At 57.7% G+C, this 16,707-nt stretch carries 16 protein-coding genes and 1 pseudogene; 4 read left to right on the top strand and 13 right to left on the bottom strand.

What is annotated here, in order from left to right; translation table 11 throughout:
* The first annotated feature begins 318 nt into the window (after positions 1 to 318).
* A protein-coding gene (locus tag M727_RS0131350; protein WP_245269077.1) for an IS630 family transposase occupies positions 319 to 1,265 on the top strand; the annotation gives its coding sequence in 2 pieces (ribosomal slippage) (positions 319 to 657 and positions 660 to 1,265; 945 coding nt in all).
* An 18-nt stretch (positions 1,266 to 1,283) separates the two neighbouring features.
* Here M727_RS0131350 and M727_RS0131355 read toward each other — a convergent pair.
* The 8 genes from M727_RS0131355 to sctL are packed head-to-tail and all read right to left on the bottom strand — an operon-like array spanning position 1,284 to position 7,661.
* Positions 1,284 to 2,324 carry an EscU/YscU/HrcU family type III secretion system export apparatus switch protein gene (locus M727_RS0131355; RefSeq protein WP_027155869.1) on the bottom strand — a complete coding sequence of 347 codons (1,041 nt, stop codon included), beginning with the start codon at positions 2,322 to 2,324 and terminating at the stop codon, positions 1,284 to 1,286.
* On the bottom strand, positions 2,321 to 3,139 hold the full coding sequence (sctT, locus tag M727_RS0131360) for a type III secretion system export apparatus subunit SctT (RefSeq protein ID WP_027155870.1): 819 nt from the start codon (positions 3,137 to 3,139) through the stop codon (positions 2,321 to 2,323). The genes M727_RS0131355 and sctT overlap by 4 nt, the downstream gene beginning before the upstream one ends.
* 8 nt (positions 3,140 to 3,147) lie before the next feature.
* A complete protein-coding gene (locus M727_RS0131365; protein WP_084646989.1) occupies positions 3,148 to 3,396 on the bottom strand; it encodes an EscS/YscS/HrcS family type III secretion system export apparatus protein in 249 nt (82 codons plus the stop codon).
* Between the two features lie 29 nt (positions 3,397 to 3,425).
* Positions 3,426 to 4,091 (bottom strand): type III secretion system export apparatus subunit SctR, encoded by a 666-nt coding sequence (gene sctR, locus M727_RS0131370; RefSeq protein WP_027155872.1) that lies wholly within the window; start codon positions 4,089 to 4,091, stop codon positions 3,426 to 3,428.
* Positions 4,084 to 5,100, bottom strand: a complete 1,017-nt coding sequence (sctQ, locus tag M727_RS0131375) for a type III secretion system cytoplasmic ring protein SctQ (protein ID WP_245269080.1) — start codon at positions 5,098 to 5,100, stop codon at positions 4,084 to 4,086. The genes sctR and sctQ overlap by 8 nt, the downstream gene beginning before the upstream one ends.
* A gap of 55 nt (positions 5,101 to 5,155) precedes the next feature.
* Entirely contained in the window at positions 5,156 to 5,707 is a 552-nt protein-coding gene (locus M727_RS0131380) for a hypothetical protein (protein WP_027155874.1), read from the bottom strand.
* Entirely contained in the window at positions 5,683 to 7,041 is a 1,359-nt protein-coding gene (gene sctN / locus M727_RS0131385) for a type III secretion system ATPase SctN (protein ID WP_027155875.1), read from the bottom strand. The genes M727_RS0131380 and sctN overlap by 25 nt, the downstream gene beginning before the upstream one ends.
* Positions 7,038 to 7,661, bottom strand: a complete 624-nt coding sequence (sctL, locus tag M727_RS0131390; protein WP_027155876.1) for a type III secretion system stator protein SctL — start codon at positions 7,659 to 7,661, stop codon at positions 7,038 to 7,040. The genes sctN and sctL overlap by 4 nt, the downstream gene beginning before the upstream one ends.
* Positions 7,662 to 7,831: 170 nt before the next feature.
* Here sctL and M727_RS43910 point away from each other — a divergent pair, with 170 nt between their 5' ends.
* Entirely contained in the window at positions 7,832 to 8,170 is a 339-nt protein-coding gene (locus M727_RS43910) for a hypothetical protein (RefSeq protein WP_156941710.1), read from the top strand.
* 127 nt (positions 8,171 to 8,297) lie between these two features.
* Here M727_RS43910 and sctJ read toward each other — a convergent pair whose 3' ends face one another.
* Together sctJ and M727_RS0131405 are read right to left on the bottom strand one after the other, a co-directional pair.
* A complete protein-coding gene (sctJ, locus tag M727_RS0131400) occupies positions 8,298 to 9,158 on the bottom strand; it encodes a type III secretion inner membrane ring lipoprotein SctJ (protein WP_027155878.1) in 861 nt (286 codons plus the stop codon).
* Positions 9,159 to 9,167: 9 nt separating this feature from the next.
* Positions 9,168 to 9,665: a nodulation protein NolB gene (locus tag M727_RS0131405; protein WP_036264117.1), complete on the bottom strand. Its 498-nt coding sequence runs from the start codon at positions 9,663 to 9,665 to the stop codon at positions 9,168 to 9,170.
* A gap of 186 nt (positions 9,666 to 9,851) precedes the next feature.
* On the opposite strand from M727_RS0131405, the gene M727_RS0131410 reads away from it, so the two are divergent.
* The gene (locus M727_RS0131410; RefSeq protein WP_027155880.1) at positions 9,852 to 10,547 is read left to right on the top strand and encodes a secretin N-terminal domain-containing protein; all 696 of its coding nucleotides are present in this window, start codon (positions 9,852 to 9,854) and stop codon (positions 10,545 to 10,547) included.
* A gap of 446 nt (positions 10,548 to 10,993) precedes the next feature.
* Positions 10,994 to 12,469 (top strand): annotated as a pseudogene (locus tag M727_RS38370) (HrpF/NolX family T3SS translocon protein); the annotation flags it as partial.
* A gap of 977 nt (positions 12,470 to 13,446) precedes the next feature.
* Here the strand turns inward: M727_RS38370 and M727_RS0131425 are convergent.
* Genes M727_RS0131425 through M727_RS0131435 form a run of 3 tightly spaced genes read right to left on the bottom strand, consistent with a single transcriptional unit; the run spans position 13,447 to position 16,198 of the window.
* The gene (locus M727_RS0131425) at positions 13,447 to 14,013 is read right to left on the bottom strand and encodes a CpaD family pilus assembly lipoprotein (protein ID WP_027155882.1); all 567 of its coding nucleotides are present in this window, start codon (positions 14,011 to 14,013) and stop codon (positions 13,447 to 13,449) included.
* 9 nt (positions 14,014 to 14,022) lie between these two features.
* Positions 14,023 to 15,483, bottom strand: coding sequence for a type II and III secretion system protein family protein (locus tag M727_RS0131430; RefSeq protein WP_027155883.1), 1,461 nt, complete (start codon positions 15,481 to 15,483; stop codon positions 14,023 to 14,025).
* Positions 15,484 to 15,511: 28 nt separating this feature from the next.
* On the bottom strand, positions 15,512 to 16,198 hold the full coding sequence (locus M727_RS0131435; RefSeq protein ID WP_027155884.1) for a response regulator transcription factor: 687 nt from the start codon (positions 16,196 to 16,198) through the stop codon (positions 15,512 to 15,514).
* Positions 16,199 to 16,707 lie beyond the last annotated feature (509 nt).

A 16,707-nucleotide genomic window follows, 5' to 3' on the forward strand; every position in this document is an offset into this window, starting at 1 on the left:
GCTAGTCAAAGTCGCAGCCCGGCTATCGCCAGCAACGCTGCACCTCAGCGTCAACGACCCAATGGCGCCGTCTCTCGCGTCCCAGATGGTCCTGCATCGCGACGACGGGCGACTGCCCCAGACCGATCGGCGAGCCCGCTCCGGCGCCTCGGACACACTGTCGAGCGCTAAATCCCCATAGCCCCGCCCGCCATCCCGCGGTTCAGTTCAATCAGGCTTCAATGTAGTCGCGACCCGTGCGTGCACGCCCAATCGCGCCCGCGACCACACAGAACCCTCCAGATTCAACCTGCTGGCTGGGTCAGGAGGCCAGCATGGATGGGCAAGCCTTACTCGATGGATCTTCGCGAACGGGTTGTTGCGTCGGTTGAGCGGGAGGGCCTGTCGCGACGTCAGGCGGCAGAGCGCTACGGGGTTGGAATCAGCACGGTCATCCGATGGGTGCGCCGCTTGCGCGAGACGAACAAGCTGACACCCGGCAAGATGGGTGGGCACAGACCGAAGAAGATTGCCGGAGAGCATCGGGAGTGGCTGTTGGTACGCTGCCGGGCGGCGGAGTTCACACTGCGCGGTCTTGTGGCCGAGCTTGGCGATCACGGCCTGAAGGTCGATTACCGCTCGGTATGGGAGTTCGTTCACGCCGAGAAGCTCAGTCACAAAAAAAGACGCTGATCGCCAGTGAGCAGGATCGCCCTGATGTGGCGCGCCGGCGGGCACAGTGGGTAAAGTATCAGGACCGCATCGATCCTTCCCGCCTGGTGTTCATCGACGAGACCTGGACCAAGACCAATATGGCGCCGCTCAGAGGATGGGCGCCGCGCGGCGAGAGGATCAAGGCCAAGGTGCCGCACGGTCATTGGAAGACCATGACCTTCTTGGCGGCACTGCGCCACGACCGTGTCGATGCACCATGGCTGATCGACGGACCGATCAACGGCGAGCGTTTCCAGCTCTATGTCGACAAGGTTCTCGTCCCAACCCTCAAGCCCGGTGACATCGTCATCATGGACAATCTCGGTTCGCACAAGGGCAAGGCCGTGCGCCGTGCCATCCGCTCGGCCGGCGCCAGGCTGTTCTTGCTGCCCAAATACTCCCCCGACCTCAACCCTATTGAGAAATTCTTCGCCAAGCTCAAGCATTGGCTGCGCAAGGCTGCTAAGCGAACGGTCGAGACCGTCTGTGACGCCATCGGCCAAATCCTCGGCACTGTCACGTCAACCGAATGCAGAAATTACTTCATCGAGGCCGGCTATGCGCCAACCTAAATTCATCCCGCTCTAGGACTAAGCCAAGCCTGCGGCGAAGAGTGCTCTCGCCACGGGCTCGAAATATTGCCCGGGAACAGGGTTGCCCAGTTTCGCTTTGATGCTGATGAGCTGATGCGCTAGGACATGGTCATCGACAATTTGGAGACGTAGCGCCCGAGCCTCGCTAAGCAGGTGTGCAACGCGCTCGCCTTCGGCGCGGCAAACCAGGACCGGGACCCCCGTCTCACCACGAACGTAGCGTATACCGATCAGTATCGCCCTTCCTTTGAAGACCAGCGTGGCGCGATGCACACCAAGGGGAGGATCGTCTGCTGTCTCGTCACGGAGGCGACGTCGTTCACCCTTCAACTCGGGCGCCCCTTGCTGATCCTTCACCTCGCGCGTGACTTCAGTCTGGGTCATCCGCATTTCGCGCAGAAACAACGCACGCTGCAACAGGAGATCAATCATGCCGGCGACTAGAAGTGCGCCGGCGCCAATTCCGATCAGCAGTTTTGCCTCCGCAAAGACAAGGCCCAGGCAGCCCATGCCACAGACTGGCAGATAGACCATCGTCTTCCACATGCCGAGAAGGCAAAGGGAAAAGATTGCGCTGAGAACGAATACCTTAAACAGCGTCTTGCCAAGTTCGACGATGGAACGCGCAGACACCAAGCGCTTCAACCCTTGAAAAGGATCGATTTTCTCAAAGTTGGGCTTCATTGGTTCGAGAGAGAAAACAAATCCACCATTGGCAAACAAGCTGGCCAAAATCACCGCCGCGACGAGGGTTCCAAGCAGCGGGCCAACAGTTGCCAGCGTGAGTTCGACGAGCACAACCAGCGCCTGCCGGACCGCGCGATCGAAAGGCAGAGTCTGCAGCTTGTCAGCAAATAGCAGCACTTCGCGGGACTTGTCTTCGATCACGCTGCCTCTTAGCCATAGGTACCCGAGCCCAGCGCAAGTGCCGACCGCCCGAACGAAATCAGAGCTACGTGGCAGCTGCCCTTTTTTGCGCGCTTCGTTTAGCTTCTTGGGGGTGGCGGCGTGTGTCTCCTCTTCACTGGTGTCGCTCATTTCAACACCTTATCGAACCACTCGAGCGCGCCATTCGCCTGTGTGATCTCCAGTTTCATGCCCTCGACCAGATAAGCGGCGTAGGTGACCATGATGATCGGAAAGACAAGATTCTTGATCGTCGGGGACTGTTGGCTCAATTTGAATTGCGGCGCAAAGCGACGCATCAGCATCATAGATACATCAATCAGCATCATAAAGAACACGACGGGCCCTGACACCAATAAAGCCATGCGCATGATGTGATCGAGGAGCCCTAATATCTCCATTGCTCCTTGCGTGCTCAATGTAGGGTGAAACCTATACACGGGCCAGATCAAATAGCTGCCATAAAGGGCGCTGATCACAGTTTCCAGCCCCCCTGATGCGACGAAGATGGCAATCGCAGTGATCCCGAGAAAGACTCCCATAGCGGAAGCCTGACTGTTCGTCGCGGGGTCGGACGGAGCGGACGGGCTGGTGATGCCGCGTTGGTTGTCGATAAACTCACCGGCCGCCTGAAGGCCCCACAACGGAATGCCAAGAAAAGTGCCAAGCAGTGCGCCGACAAAAACTTCCTTTAATCCGAGCAGAGTTACCTGGATCAAACGTGTTCCAGGATCCAGCGCCTGCAAGCCGTCGCTGACGTGTGCCAGAAATGGTAATCCGAAGGCAACAGCCAGGCAGCCGCGGATCAGCCCATCGATCTGAGAACGTGTAAATACAGGTAGGATCAGCATAATGCCTATCGCGCGCCCTGCGGCAAGACCGGCTGCAACGGCGAGTTCGATAGCTGTATGGATCAAGATTTGAATCTCGGCCGGTGATGCATACATGGCGGAGACTAGTAGCTAAGTGTCATGGCGGGAAACTCGGTAAAGATCTGGTTGGCCAGCTCTAGCAGCGGGGCGCTCAGCACCGGAGCAAACAAGCCAATCACCGCGACAACAACCAGAAGCTTCACGGTGAGTGGTAAACTTTCATCCTGGATCTGCGTTGCTGCCTGGATGATGCCAATGACGAGGCCAACGATCACCGATGCAATGAGCGGCGGCAGAATCCAGATCATGAACACCACCAACGATTGACTCATAAGAGTGACAATACTGGGTTCAGCGATAATCAACCTCCCGGTATCGTGTAACTCAACACAAGTCCGTGCATCAATTTCGACCAGCCATCGATAGCGACGAACACGAAGAGTTTGAAAGGGACAGATATAAGCGTTGGCGATACCATGGACATACCCATGGCCATCAAAATTGTCGTAACAATAAGATCAATAGCGATAAAAGGGAGATAAAGAAGAAAGCCGATCTCAAACGCGCGCTTTAGTTCTGAAATTAGAAAAGATGGCACCAGAATGGAGAGATCATCAGAGGTGGCTGTGGCACGCATTTCCTCTGGCCAGACTTTTTCAGTGGAGGATAGGAAAAATTGTCGCTGCTCTTCATTTGTGAACTTTTTAAGATGGTCACGCAGGGGCTCACTCCCGGAATTGGCAGCACTTACCCAGTCGTCGAGGGTCTGATAATGTAGCTTCGGATCAGTCATCCGATCATAGGTCTGTTCAACAACGGGCGCGCTAACGAACATGGTGAGGATCAATGCCACGGCGTACAGCACTATGTTAGGTGGTATCGTCTGAGTCCCGAGCGCATTGCGCACGAGGAAAAGAACAACCGATACCTTTACAAAAGCCGTGGTCGTAACGACTGCTAAAACCAGCAGACCCAGTCCGGCGGTGATCGCAAGAAGCGCCAGGATTGTCGGCTGAACTTCAGTCATTGCATGCCAAGCTGCCAAGGAGCCTGATGCCCAGCGTATCCCCAATGCGCACGATGTCGCCACGCCCGATACACTGACCATTCGCAAGTATGTCGACCGGACCGTCGATCGGCCGTCCAAGTTCGAAAATATGCCCTTCGCCGGCACTTCTTAATTCCCCTAGAGGAATAGGCCAGCGACCGCATTCAAAGACAAGCACGATCTCGACATCATCGAGATCCTCCGTCAGCCCTAGTTGCGATCCAGATTGTGTCATATGCGCATTCTCCAAAGAACATGATCGCGGACGGAAAGGCCCCCGCAGGACGAGCTGGTCGCCCTCGAGATCTGCACCGGCCCACAACTGGCCGAAAGACAGGGTGATCTCGCCGCGGCCGAACGACGCCATGTCCGGCAACAGAGCATCACCGACACATGCCTTTCGAAGAAGCGACATAGGGACGCGCAGCGTGCCGATCTCTCCTGCAACTACGATCGGGAGGTCTGGAGACAACCCGCGCGGCTGTCGCGGTAACTGGGCAAGCAGTTCACCTAACGCGCGAAACGCAGACGGCACCAAGCCGCCAAGGTGCGCGAACAGGAAGAGACGACCCGCGCCGCTGATCGGGCCGACGACGATATCCAGTTCGAGATAAGGAGCCAGCGTCATGGCTTCACACACGCGCACGAGTTGCACGTTCAACTGCGTCTTATCCTCCAATCGAGCGACAAGCGGCTCAAGTGCAAGTTCCAGAAGGAGCGAAGCAGTTGGTTCGGAAGGGAAAGTCAGGCCATTCTGCACTGTAGCGATGAGGCCCTCTACAAGCGGCCGCGATATGGACAGGACGACCATCTCAGCTCCGACCTTCCAAATGCAGTCAAGCATTGGAATGCCGACAGATTTCTCATGCCAGACAAGCCCTGCCATACGCACCGATAGCGGCACGTCGTTGATCCGGCTCTGAAACGGGCTGCGGGAAGCCGCTGTGTCATTGAGCCACGACACGACCTCATGGGACAGTGTCAGCATTGGTTTAAATATAGGGGGCCTCACCATAGCCGTTACCAAAGATTGCACGGTTGTGTCATGCGGAGGACCCGCGGGTTATGTGACTGTGCGACATCTGGGCAAGCGGACCCCTCCCATACCGAAGCAGTATCTCATCGTCGGCCTCGATCTCGCCTGCGACCTCCGAATGAATCTCGACGGTACGCCGGGCGTCGTCCTCGATCCGTTGCCATTTGTGCGTTGCCGCCGAACACGTGACCCATAGGTCCCTCGTCTCGGACGCCGCTATCTCGGCCTTTTCTTGAGCGATGCGCGCACTAACAAGCATCTGCCGCCTGAAAGTGATCTCAGCCGTAAGCCACTCAATATGGAGGTGGTGACGGTCGAGCGCGGCGCTGGACAAGTTCTCGAGCGTCATCAGCTCCTGGTAGAGCGCTGCTTCAGCCGTTGAGCAATGTTGCTGTGCGATTGCAAGCTCTCGGGAGGCATTCTGTGTGGCTGACGTGGCCATATGGCGCTGGGCTTCCTTTTTGGACAGCTGACTAAGAGCACGACGCTCTTGCATTTCCTTCAGGAGCCGCAATCTCGAAGCCTGAGCATAATTCACGCGGTCAGACGCGACATCCATGCGACCGTCTCCGCAAACCCTGACGCCTCGTCTTCGCCCTGGCGCAAAAACTCCCTCAGCTCGTCGATTGACGACACGGCCCGGTCAGTCAGGGGATCGCCGCCTTCCTTATATTCGCCGACATTGATCAAAAACTCGGTCTCGGCATAGCGCGAGAGGAGCTCACGGAAGAACGATGCTGCCTTGCGATGTGTCCCCGAAACGACCGCATCCATGACGCGACTGCGGCTCTGCAGCACATCAATAGCGGGGAAATGCGATCGCGCCGCAATAACGCGTGAGAGGACAACATGGCCATCGAGAATGCCGCGCGATTCTTCGGCGATTGGATCACCTGTGCCATCGCCTTCCACAAGCACGGTATAGAAAGCCGTGATTGAGCCACGCTCAGCCATGCCGGCGCGCTCCAGCAGGCTTGGCAGCATTCCAAAAACGGAAGGAGGAAAGCCCCGTCGCGTCGGTGGCTCACCCGCAGCAAGGCCTATTTCGCGCATGGCGCGGCAGAAGCGCGTCAGCGAGTCCAGCATGAGAGCAACGCGTAGCCCTTGTTCGCGAAAATATTCCGCGAGCGCTGTCGCCATCGGAGCACATTGCGCCCGCTCAACCGCCGAGCGGTCGGAGGTTTCAACAACAACGACCGTACGGCGAAGGCCCTCCTCGCCAAGGTGCCTCTCGATGAATTCACGAACTTCACGTCCTCGTTCGCCTATGAGCGCGACTATGACAACGTCAGCGGCGGCACCTTTGACGATCTGTGACAATAACGTCGACTTGCCACAACCTGGCTCGCCGTAAATCCCGATCCGCTGGCCCTCGCCGCACGTCAGGAGACCATCCAAGGCACGGACGCCAAGCGGGAATGGCCGGTCGATCATGCGCCGGGTCATTGGATTGGGGGCGCTGCCGTGCAGCGGCCGAGTTTCGGCGGTTTTGATTTGGCCCTTGCCGTCCAGTGGACGGCAACGACTGTCAATTACGCGGCCGAGCAAATCGCCGCCGACCGGTACTTCACGCATTCGTCCAGTGGCCACGACTTCTGCGCGGCTGGACAGCCCCACCAAGTCACCGATCGGCGTCAGCAATACGCCATCATCCAACAGGCCGATTACCTCGGCTTCGAGCGACAGTCCGGTTCGCGGGTCCTGTAGAAGGCAAAGTTCCCCAATGCGAGTGTCTGGCAAGACTGCATGGACCAGTGTGCCGACAGCCCGCGTGATCCTGCCGCGCACGACGCGCGTGTCGATCCGCTTTGCCCTAGCTCTCAAAGACGAGATCGCCGGGTCGGCAGCCCAGATTGCAGCGCCGTCATTATGTTCTGATACCGGCGTGGTCACAGTTCGCCCTTTTTAGAAAGCAACCCGAAACCGAGGCGCAACGCGCGCATTTGTGCGTCAAGCCCCAGATCGACATTGCCGTATTCGCTCCACAGCACGCACCGTTGCGGCGACAACATCGGATCCGGTTCGATCCGAACCCTCGGCCGACCATCTTTTCCGTCGCATCCAGCAAACTCTCGCGTAAGCATGTCCGCTTGCATCGGACACACATGGAGGCAAACTTCCGCGCCGCTGTATTGGCGCTCAATGGCGTGACGAACAGCCATCACCAACAGTTCGCCCGGATCGAACGTTCCCACAAGATCGCTTAGTATCTCCATCACGAGCTGCGGCAACTCCTGCTCCAGAACCGCCTTTCGTCGTGCGACTTCGGCGACTGCCTCTGCAATCAGCGCTGCCATTTCCTCAGCGCCAGCATTGAAGCCCTCGCTATGGCCGCGCGCCAACTCACGCTGATACGCGGCGCGTGCCCATCTGCGGACCCGCTGCTGATGCCGTTCTGCGCCGGCACGTGCTTCTGCGGCGCTATTCCAGATTTCGAGCTCGCTAGCCGGTATCAGTGGACCGATTGGGCGCATCTGTGGCGCTGTTGGCGCCACGGAAATATCGGCTGTCATATCAGCGGGTTCTCCGTCTCAAAATGAGCTACTACAAGAGAAAACAGCTGGCCGGAGGAGTTCCCGTGCTCAGACTCCGGATTCTCTGCGGCGGTCCCCACGGGCAACCGTAGAAGCACGCGGTTACGTTCCATCACTGGCCTGTCATGGAGCCAAGCACCAAGACAGCCATGTCCATCGTGCTCGATTTGCTGCGCGAGTCTTTCCGGATCAGCGATCAATCTGTTCGCAATGGCATGCGACTGATGTCGGATTCCAAATGCGTGCGCATCAGCGCCGATATGTTCAATAAGCACGCTCAGGTCAGGCTGGGACACAAGCTTAAGCAGCGAACGGGCATGCCATACACTACCAGCAAGGAGGACAGCCCGATGGGGATCATTCCCGTGCAGAAGGTCAGGCGCCCAGTCGGCGCGGCTCGACTCCGAGTCGTTCTCAAGCAGCAATTCTGTCAGCTTGCGGTGCAGTCTGGGACACTGCTGCAACTGTGCCAACGTCGCAGCCGATAACGCCGGATCAAGACGCGCTGCAAGACGAGTCGGATGGGCCGAAGCAGCAAGCTCGCTACAGCCCAAGGCAGGCAATTGGAACGAACCATCAGGTTGGGCAGTCTGTATCGGCATTGGCATTGACATGTCATTTAGGCGCGATCGCCGGTGTGTTTTTGCGGATGGCCTCGACAGCAGAAACACCCGACCGCCGCTCGAGCTTGGAAAGTTCGCCCGATGATTGGCTGCGCCGGCGGCTAAGAGCGCTGGCTAAGAGATAGCACGCCACCGCAAATACGGCTGCGGCAATACCGATCACGGTTGCCAGAAGTGGCGATGGAACGGGCCTGGATGCTTGGCCCAAAACAGTCGCAGGCATGGGCCGTTGCTCATGCGCGGGCCGCTCCACCGGGACCAAAACCACCTCTACCTTGTCGTAGGACAACCCTTCGATGCTGTCGGCGACGAGCATCTTTATCTTCGGCAGCAGAACCGAGAGATTTGCTTTGGCGTCGTGCCTGATAAAAACCGAGGCCGAGGATGGCGTGGCGCCTGCCCGCAAAAGGTCGTTATGCGGCAGAACCACATGAACACGTACCGATAACACGCCATCGATATCGCTGATCGTGCGCGACAGCTCTTCGCTCAGTGCGTACACGTAACGGGCACGCTCCTCAGTTGGCGAGGCAATCAAGCCTGATCCGTCGAATATCTCGCCGAGGTTCTTGAAGGACTGGCGCGGCAACCCCTTGCCATTCAGGAGGTTGATTGAGAAAGCAAGCAGCTTTTCGTCAACCTGGATCGTGCTGGTCCCATCTTTGGCAACCACCCGGACCGCAGCAACCCCGTTGTCTATCAGAAGGGCGAGCATCTCGTTCGCCTCGCGCTCCTGCAGTTGCGTGTAGAGGTCGACCTTGCAACCACTGAGGGCCACGAGAAGCGGCACGACAAGGCGAAGAGATCGCCGACCAGACGTCCCACACATGATTTCAACGGCTAAGCCAATCATGGCCGCGGTTCAGCCTTCCTTTAGAAGTTTATTCACGGCTGAGGTGATGCCGCTGACACCTTTGGAAACAAGAGCAATCTGGGTGACGCCGTTGTAAATATCCCGCAGACCAGCAATCATCGCTTCGAAATCATGCCTCCCTTGGCCCGACATTCCGGTTCCCGCGCCACCTTCGGCAGGAGGCTTCTGCTGCGGCCCAGGTAGGGCACCCTTCAAAAGAACTATCTGATGGTCGAGCGCGGCCGAACTAACGGTATTGTTTGAGTACATCGAAGAAATCGTCCGCAACACGCGATCGCCCAGGGCACTCGTCTGCGTAGCCGCGCGTTGAACATCCATCGCCGGAGGAACAGGTACCCTTGGGGGCGCCCAGGCGGCGTCGTTTTTCAGCGGGTCAGACGCGTGCGCTAGAGCGCGCTCAAACTGGGCCTGCTCGCTGAAGGACGGTGACCCGGCCCTGGGGAGACAGTCCGTTGGAGTGGCACTGATCGACGTGATTGGCATCATATGCAAGGACTCAATTGATTCCGCTTTGACCGAGCGAAACCCCGCCCGTTTGTCATTCGTTACCGGGTCACGTCTAGGCCGCCGAGCTGACGACAAGCTGACTAATGGAGCTGGCGGTCATGTAAAAGTCATGCTGGGCGACTTAGTCACTTGTGAAAATTTCAGACTTTGGTTTATCAGTGCGAGATGCTGAGAGCCCTCATCCAATCCGTCACCCTGCACGTTTTGAGACTTCTGTGTGCTGGGTTTTTTCTCGCCACCGGAATCCACGGAACTCTCGGCGTCCCTTTATCGCTCTCCAAGACACCTTACAGGTATACGGTTCTCGATCAGGATCTCTCTGCCGCGCTGCAGGAATTCGGCAACAACATGAATATCCGGGTCAATATTAGCGCTGAGGTGAAGGGGCGGATTCGCGGGAGTATGCCGGGTTTGCCACCGCGCGAGTTCCTCGACCGCTTGGCCAACCTGTACGGTCTGCAATGGTACTTCGATGGGCTTGTCCTCTACGTGTCATCCGCAAAAGAATCGCAAACTCGCATGCTGGTGTTGACTTCGATTCGCTTCAATGCGCTCAAGGAGGCCCTTGATGAGCTTGAGATCTCCGATAATCGCTACGTCGTGAGACCCGCGCCGGGAGATGGCCTCGTTTTGGTTTCCGGTCCGCCACGCTTCACCGCGCTCGTGGAGCAGACGTTCAACGGTCTCGTCGCGGAGGCACAGGCGCGCATGCCTGAAACGCCGCCAAGGGAATCGATCCTAACACTGTTTCGGGGCTCCTCCACCATGGTCGTCCGCAACGGATTGCCTGAAGCCGCTTATTCGTCCGATGTGCCGCAGCAGGATGGCGTTGGCGGGAAGCCAGAGCCACGCCAAAAATGATATCTGCGGTCGCAGCTTCGGGACAAAATTATCACCGCGGCCACGCGAAGTTGTGAATTCTTCTGAACTCGTCAGTTTGCCGAAAGCTCAACCGCCCATGGTGAGGGCCGGCAGCTTCAGCGATATCTCCGGCCATTGTGCTGGAATTGCACATGGAGCTGGCGCAGAACGAGGCAATTTGAAGCAAAGCAGGGGCTTTTGTCCGGCGAGCTCGGAACTGTCAAAGCACGTGAACACAAGAGCTACCTGAGGGGCTCTTGCGCGGATTTTCAACATCACGTTTGAGGATATTAATGTCGGATATATCGTCCATTATCGCTAATCGCGCACAGTCCGGACAGCTAGCGCCGGGCCTGAAAGCTTTTATGCAGCCTCAGCAAAGCGCATCGTCCTTCGAAGCAACGCTGAGCAACTGCGTGCGCAAACACTTCGGGCTGCCCCCAGGTCCCGTCCCAAGTTCGAGAATCACTTGGAACGGCGGCTTGCTGACACAGGCCGAACTGCAGATCGTGGCGGTGCTGAACCGTCACAAGGACCAAATGCCCCTCAGTTGGGATTCGCTGGCGGACAAAGCCAATGATCCCTCCACACCACCAGATTTGAGAGAGGCGATCGAGGGACTGCAGCGGGCCCCAGAACTTTTCTATGCGATCGGCTCCCAAGGCGATGGCCGCTGTGGCGGTAAGATCACGGCGAAGGATTTATCCGGATTCTCTGGCCATCACTTACAAGTTGCCGCATTTCAGGGCCAGCAGGCGCAAAGCTACGTGCGGAACTACATCCCATCCGACAGTACTGGAAACCCGCAGCCGTCGGTCATGACCGGGAACGATGCATTGCGCGAGCTTTACCGGTATTCCGAAAACCTGCCCAAGAACCTGAGTCTGGCTGATTTCAAGCAGATCGTCGAAGGCGACGCAAAAACCGGCAAATGTCCGCCGCAGGTCATAGCGGCGGCTCAGTACTTCGTCAGCCACCCAAATGAATGGAAGCAGTTGTACGGTGGTTCGATCGACAAAGTCCACAAAGAGGATTTTCTCCAAGTCGCTTCATCATCGATGAGCCTCACGCAAAACGAGCGGAATACACTTAAGACTATTAATAGCAATCAGAGAGCCTTTTTTGGGAGCGGTGACCTGACTCGTGACAAGCTCGCGAGCATGGGAGAAGACGAGAGCCTCAATCCGAAAGTACGGCAAGCTGCCTCGCAGCTGCTTTCGGATCCTCTACTGTTCAGTCTCCTAAACAATTCGATTACGGGCTATAAAACCCACAATGCGTTTTTCGACTTCGGCGGCGGACACACGGTCGATTCCGGTAACATCAGTAAAAAAGACTTTGCCCGCTTCTACGACGGCATGTCGTCAGCCAACCGGACCGTTCAGCAGCCAAAGACCCATACGCCCGAAACCGCTGCGGAACAGGAAGCCGTCGCGGACATGATGATGGGCCGGGCGGACCAGCCTGATACCAAGTCAGCCAAAAAAAACGGCGGGGCCTTCATCCACGCAGTCGACAACGTGCTCAAAATAGCCGTGCCAGTGCTTGATTGGGCCGCGACGGCTGTGGGCTTATTGAGCTTCGTTCCGGTCCTGGGCCAAGTGGCCGATGCCATGTCGATGGCGCTTTCGTGCGAGGCGCAAGCGCTAAATCTTCTCCGCACAGCCATTACAGGAGGCAATATGAAGCAGGCGCTCCTAGAAGCTGGTGTCAATATCGGGGCGCACGCGCTCAGCCTTGTCGCAGGCCCCCAGGTCAAAGTTGCAATTCGCAACGGGCTCGTGAAGAAGGCGCTGGAAGAGGCCGCCAACGCCGGGATCGATCTCCCGATTTCAATGGCGCAAGGCTATGCACAAGGCTATTTGTACAACCTGCAAGCACGCCTTGCGGCCGAACCTGTGCAAGTGGCGGGCCTCTCCAGCGACCATATGGACAACCTGCAACCGCGCCTCGCGGCCGGAGCCGTGCAAGCGGCNCCATTTGTACGATCTGGAACCGCGCCTTGCGGCCGGAGCCGTGCAGGCGTTGAGCCTCCCCAGCGACCATTTGTACGATCTGGAACCGCGCCTTGCGGCCGGAACCGTGCAGGCGTTAGGCCTCCCCAGCGACCATATGTACGACCTGGAACCGCGCCTTGCGGCCGGAACTGTGCAAGCGGCCGGCCTCTCCAGCCAGATGGGCATGCCAATATACCAGAAGGTGGCCTGACAACAAACGTGCGACTTCCTCGCCACGCTTCATCGCTCTATCGATCACCTTGCGAGAAACCTTTGCCTTTCCGCACGTCGATTGAGCAGGCGTGCCTTAAATCGCGGTTAGTTCGCAGCAGGCCGGGTCTTAATCCCCTCATTGTTCGGCTTTGACGTCCTCTTCACACTTAGCCTGTAAAAGGTGAGAACGGCTCGAAAAGAACACCCGGAGAAGAGCGGTCATGTTGACCCGTTGGCGCGGCGCCCGGGCGCAGTGCTTCATCGATGGCCATAGGCTCCACCGGCCCGCAACATGGGCCGGTGGAGCACGGCGATGCAGCCGTGCCATCTTTTTCGGCACGACCGGCCAAGATCAAGATCGCTTGGCCACTTGAGCCGCCGCCGGTGCTTCACGCGCCCGCCAATGAAGAACGCCGCTCAGCGCTCTTGTCCGTTGTGCTCGTCTAAGAGGGTTGTTGTAGCGTTGGAGCTGGATGCCTCTCGAGCGACCGCCGCGTCTAGGCAACGCTACGGTCGCAGCGCCGCAGCGCCAGTCGGGAGCGCCGTAGAGAGGGGGAGGGGAACCCATCTCGATTAAGCACGATCATGTGTTGCCACGGCCCGCGCATCGGCAGATCCGATGGCTCGGCACTGTGTCAGATGCTGGAGCAGGTGTCGGGCTCTACCGAGCTAAGACCATAAGAGCCATGTCAGCCACCTTTGCCCGTCGCGAATGTCCTGTATGTGGCAACTGGAATGGCCGCACGATCACCATCGCTTGGCACGACAGCCTTATTGTCGAGCAAATCGCGTGGGTCGTTGACCATTACTGCTAGATTACGTTGTGTCGAACAGCCAAGCGTCTGTTCGAACGATTTGTCCTTGAGTAAACGACCGGAATACGACGGACAGACGGGCGGGCGGGCATGATAGACTATCGCCTCTATTCGTACTGCGCCGGCTTCGTGTTGATCGAGCAAATGGATGTTGGAAGCGTCGATGGCCATCTGCCTGGCCTGATGGACTGCCTCTGCGCTGAGCTGGGACGACCCGCTGATCAGGAGGTGAAGGGCATCGCGCCGGCCGCGACTGGCTTTCTTGAGGAAAACACGCAAACGCTGCCGTTCGGAAGCGCGAAGGCTCTCTAATATAAGGACGGTGGTCTCCTGTTGGATAAGGATAGGCACCGATGGCTCGACATAGATGGGCGCAGTGCTTGTGCAGCCACTTACGCTGGTCGTCAGAGTGATCAGGAGAATTACGGTCCGCAAAGTCATTCGGTTACACTATTCGATGATGAAGCCGAGACCGGCCTTGGCCCCTGGCGAGCCGGTGCGGGCAGCAGCGCGACCTCGCGGCGGACTTGCCGGCGAATTGGTAGGAGTGCCGCCCCCGTCCAAAGTCGGCGCCATCCGCTCCGTGGGTGCGCTCATCTCGTTGGGGCTGGAGCCTGGTCTTACGATGTAAGGCGTAACCAGAATTATCAGTTCTGATTCTTCCTTTTGAAACGAGGAGGAACGAAACAGGGCGCCAAGGATCGGCATTTCACCGAGCCAGGGAAAGGCAGTGACATTATTGTTGACGTTGCGCCTGATGAGACCGCCAATCGCAAAGCTCTGCCCACTGGCGAGTTCGACGACTGTGTCGGCTCGGCGCGTGGAAACTGCCGGCACGGAGATACCGTTGACTTGAACGGCACCCTGGGACGTTAGTTCACTGACTTCCGGCTTTACGCGAATGTTGATTTGATTGTTGCTAAGAACGGTCGGTACGAATTCCAGGCTGACGCCGAAGTGACGGAATTCAACCGACACTTGCCCGTTTTCCTGCAGGACAGGGATGGGAAATTCGCCGCCAGCCAGAAAGCTGGCAGTTTCACCGGACATCGCGGTAAGATTCGGCTCAGCCAACACGGAAGCTATGTGCTCCTTGGCGAGCGCATCGAGAACCGCGCCAATTTTGACGGCACCATTGTTAAATCCGATTTCTGCTGTCCCGCCGCCCTGCGCTGCACCAGAGCCAGCGCCTGCGCCGCTTAACAAGCCCACTCTGAAATTGTCGATTTGACCGAAGGCGGACAGGTTAACGCCGAGTGCCTTCATGGCGCTACGGGAGACCTCCGCTACGCGCACACTAAGATTAACTTGTAAGGACCCAGCGACCTTGATGTTATTGACGACTTGCGCACCGTCACCGAGATATTGCTCAGTGACCCTTTTCGCGGTATCGGCGACCTCCGCATCGGGCGCTGTACCGCTAAGGATTGCGCCGCGCGGCGTATAGCTGACCTCGATTGAATAGTCGCCGACTTGATCCTTCAACATGGCGCGCAATTCCTCGATCGGTTGGGTGACGACAATACGCAACTCGGCCAGAGCCTCGCCGTTGTCGTCCAAGGCGAACAGGCTGGTCTGCCCGGAGTTTTTGCCAAACACGAAGATGGTTTGGTTCGAGGGTGCCTGAAAGTCTGCGATCGTCGGGTCGGCAACGAAGATGGTGGCGGCTGGCGCCGGCAAATGAACTGTCTTGCCGAGCGAAGAGGAGAGGTTCAGCGTGTCCTTGATGCTATTGGAAGCGGCACGCGGCGCTCTTTCATCCTGCTTGTCTTGGGCCGCCACAGAAAGTGGAGATAACAGAATGAGCGCGCAGAGGAGATGGCCCAAGTAGGGGGAAACCGTAGGTCTCGGACCGCCGATCAGAATCGGCTGCCGATTGGCGCTAGAATGGCGAGTTGGAACGATTTTCAAGGCAGTCTTTTCTTTCAAACTCGACCAACTATGCGGCTGCCGCGTGGGTCAATTCAAGAATGTAACCTATGCCACGCACCGTCTTGATCCCTGCGGTTGCACCTGACCTACTCAGGTGTCCACGTAAGCGATAGATTCCGACTTCAAGCGCGTTGCCAGATACTTCGTCGTTGAACGCATAAAGGTGATCTTCCAGCTGCGCACGCGGCACGATGCGGCCTGCACGGTTAAGCAGATGCTCCAAAATACATACTTCGCGGCGTGCAATGATCAGGGGATGACCCGCAACGGAAACCTGTCGACCGATCGGATCGAAGTTGAGATTGCCAAATACAACAATGGGGTCGGTCATCTGTGTCGCGCGGCGCCGAATGGCTCTCATTCTGGCGATGAGCTCATCGGTAAAGACGGGCTTGAGCAGAAAATCGTCCGCGCCACCGTTGAAAATCGCAATTCGCTTCTCAAGATCGTTGAGGCTACTCATAATGACGGCAGGAACTGAATGCCCGTCGTTCCTTAGCTGCCTCAGCCACCCCAAGCCATCGCCATCTGGCAAAGCCAACTCCAGCAGGAGAATTTCATAGCTCGCGCAACACAATGCACTCGACGCCTGTTCCAGTGTACCAACTACATCAACGGCGAAACCGCTATCCCCGAGCGCGACTCGCACCGCGCGCGCAAAATCCGCATGATGGTCAACGAGCAGAGTCCGCACTTCATCTCCTATTAAGGTAGGACAGGTCACCGTCGGCTATGACACACCGCGGCGACGGCAGAAGTCGCGCAACTCGTCGCAGTATCGTACCCTCTTTCCGACCGGTCATCGCTGTCAGGCCAGCATCGCCCTCCAGAGCCTTCTGATTCCATGGCTAGGATGGTTAGCTTTCGAGAAGCGAATGGAACAAATCTATTGTTAGGATGGTAAGCATCCATATGATGGATGCACGCGCGTATTTAGGTCGCGTCCCCAGACGTGGTGTAGCTCGGCGGTAGCGAAGCCGCTCGCGAGCGCGCCCTCAACAGCGCCGTAGCGAGCGAGCGGCTTTGCGGGTGGTCATCGACAGTTCGCCGGTAAGGTCGGGTTGCTGACACCAACCTGATTCGAAGGAACCATCGATGACCGACGACATGATGAACCTGCGCGCGCTCGTGGAGAAGACCCCGGATTCCGATCTCTTGCGCGAGATGATCGGCTTTGCCGCCGAGCGGCTGATGGAGCTCGAG

The organism is Mesorhizobium sp. WSM2561, assembly GCF_000513915.1.
In the GTDB taxonomy this organism is placed as follows: Bacteria; Pseudomonadota; Alphaproteobacteria; order Rhizobiales; family Rhizobiaceae; genus Mesorhizobium; species Mesorhizobium muleiense.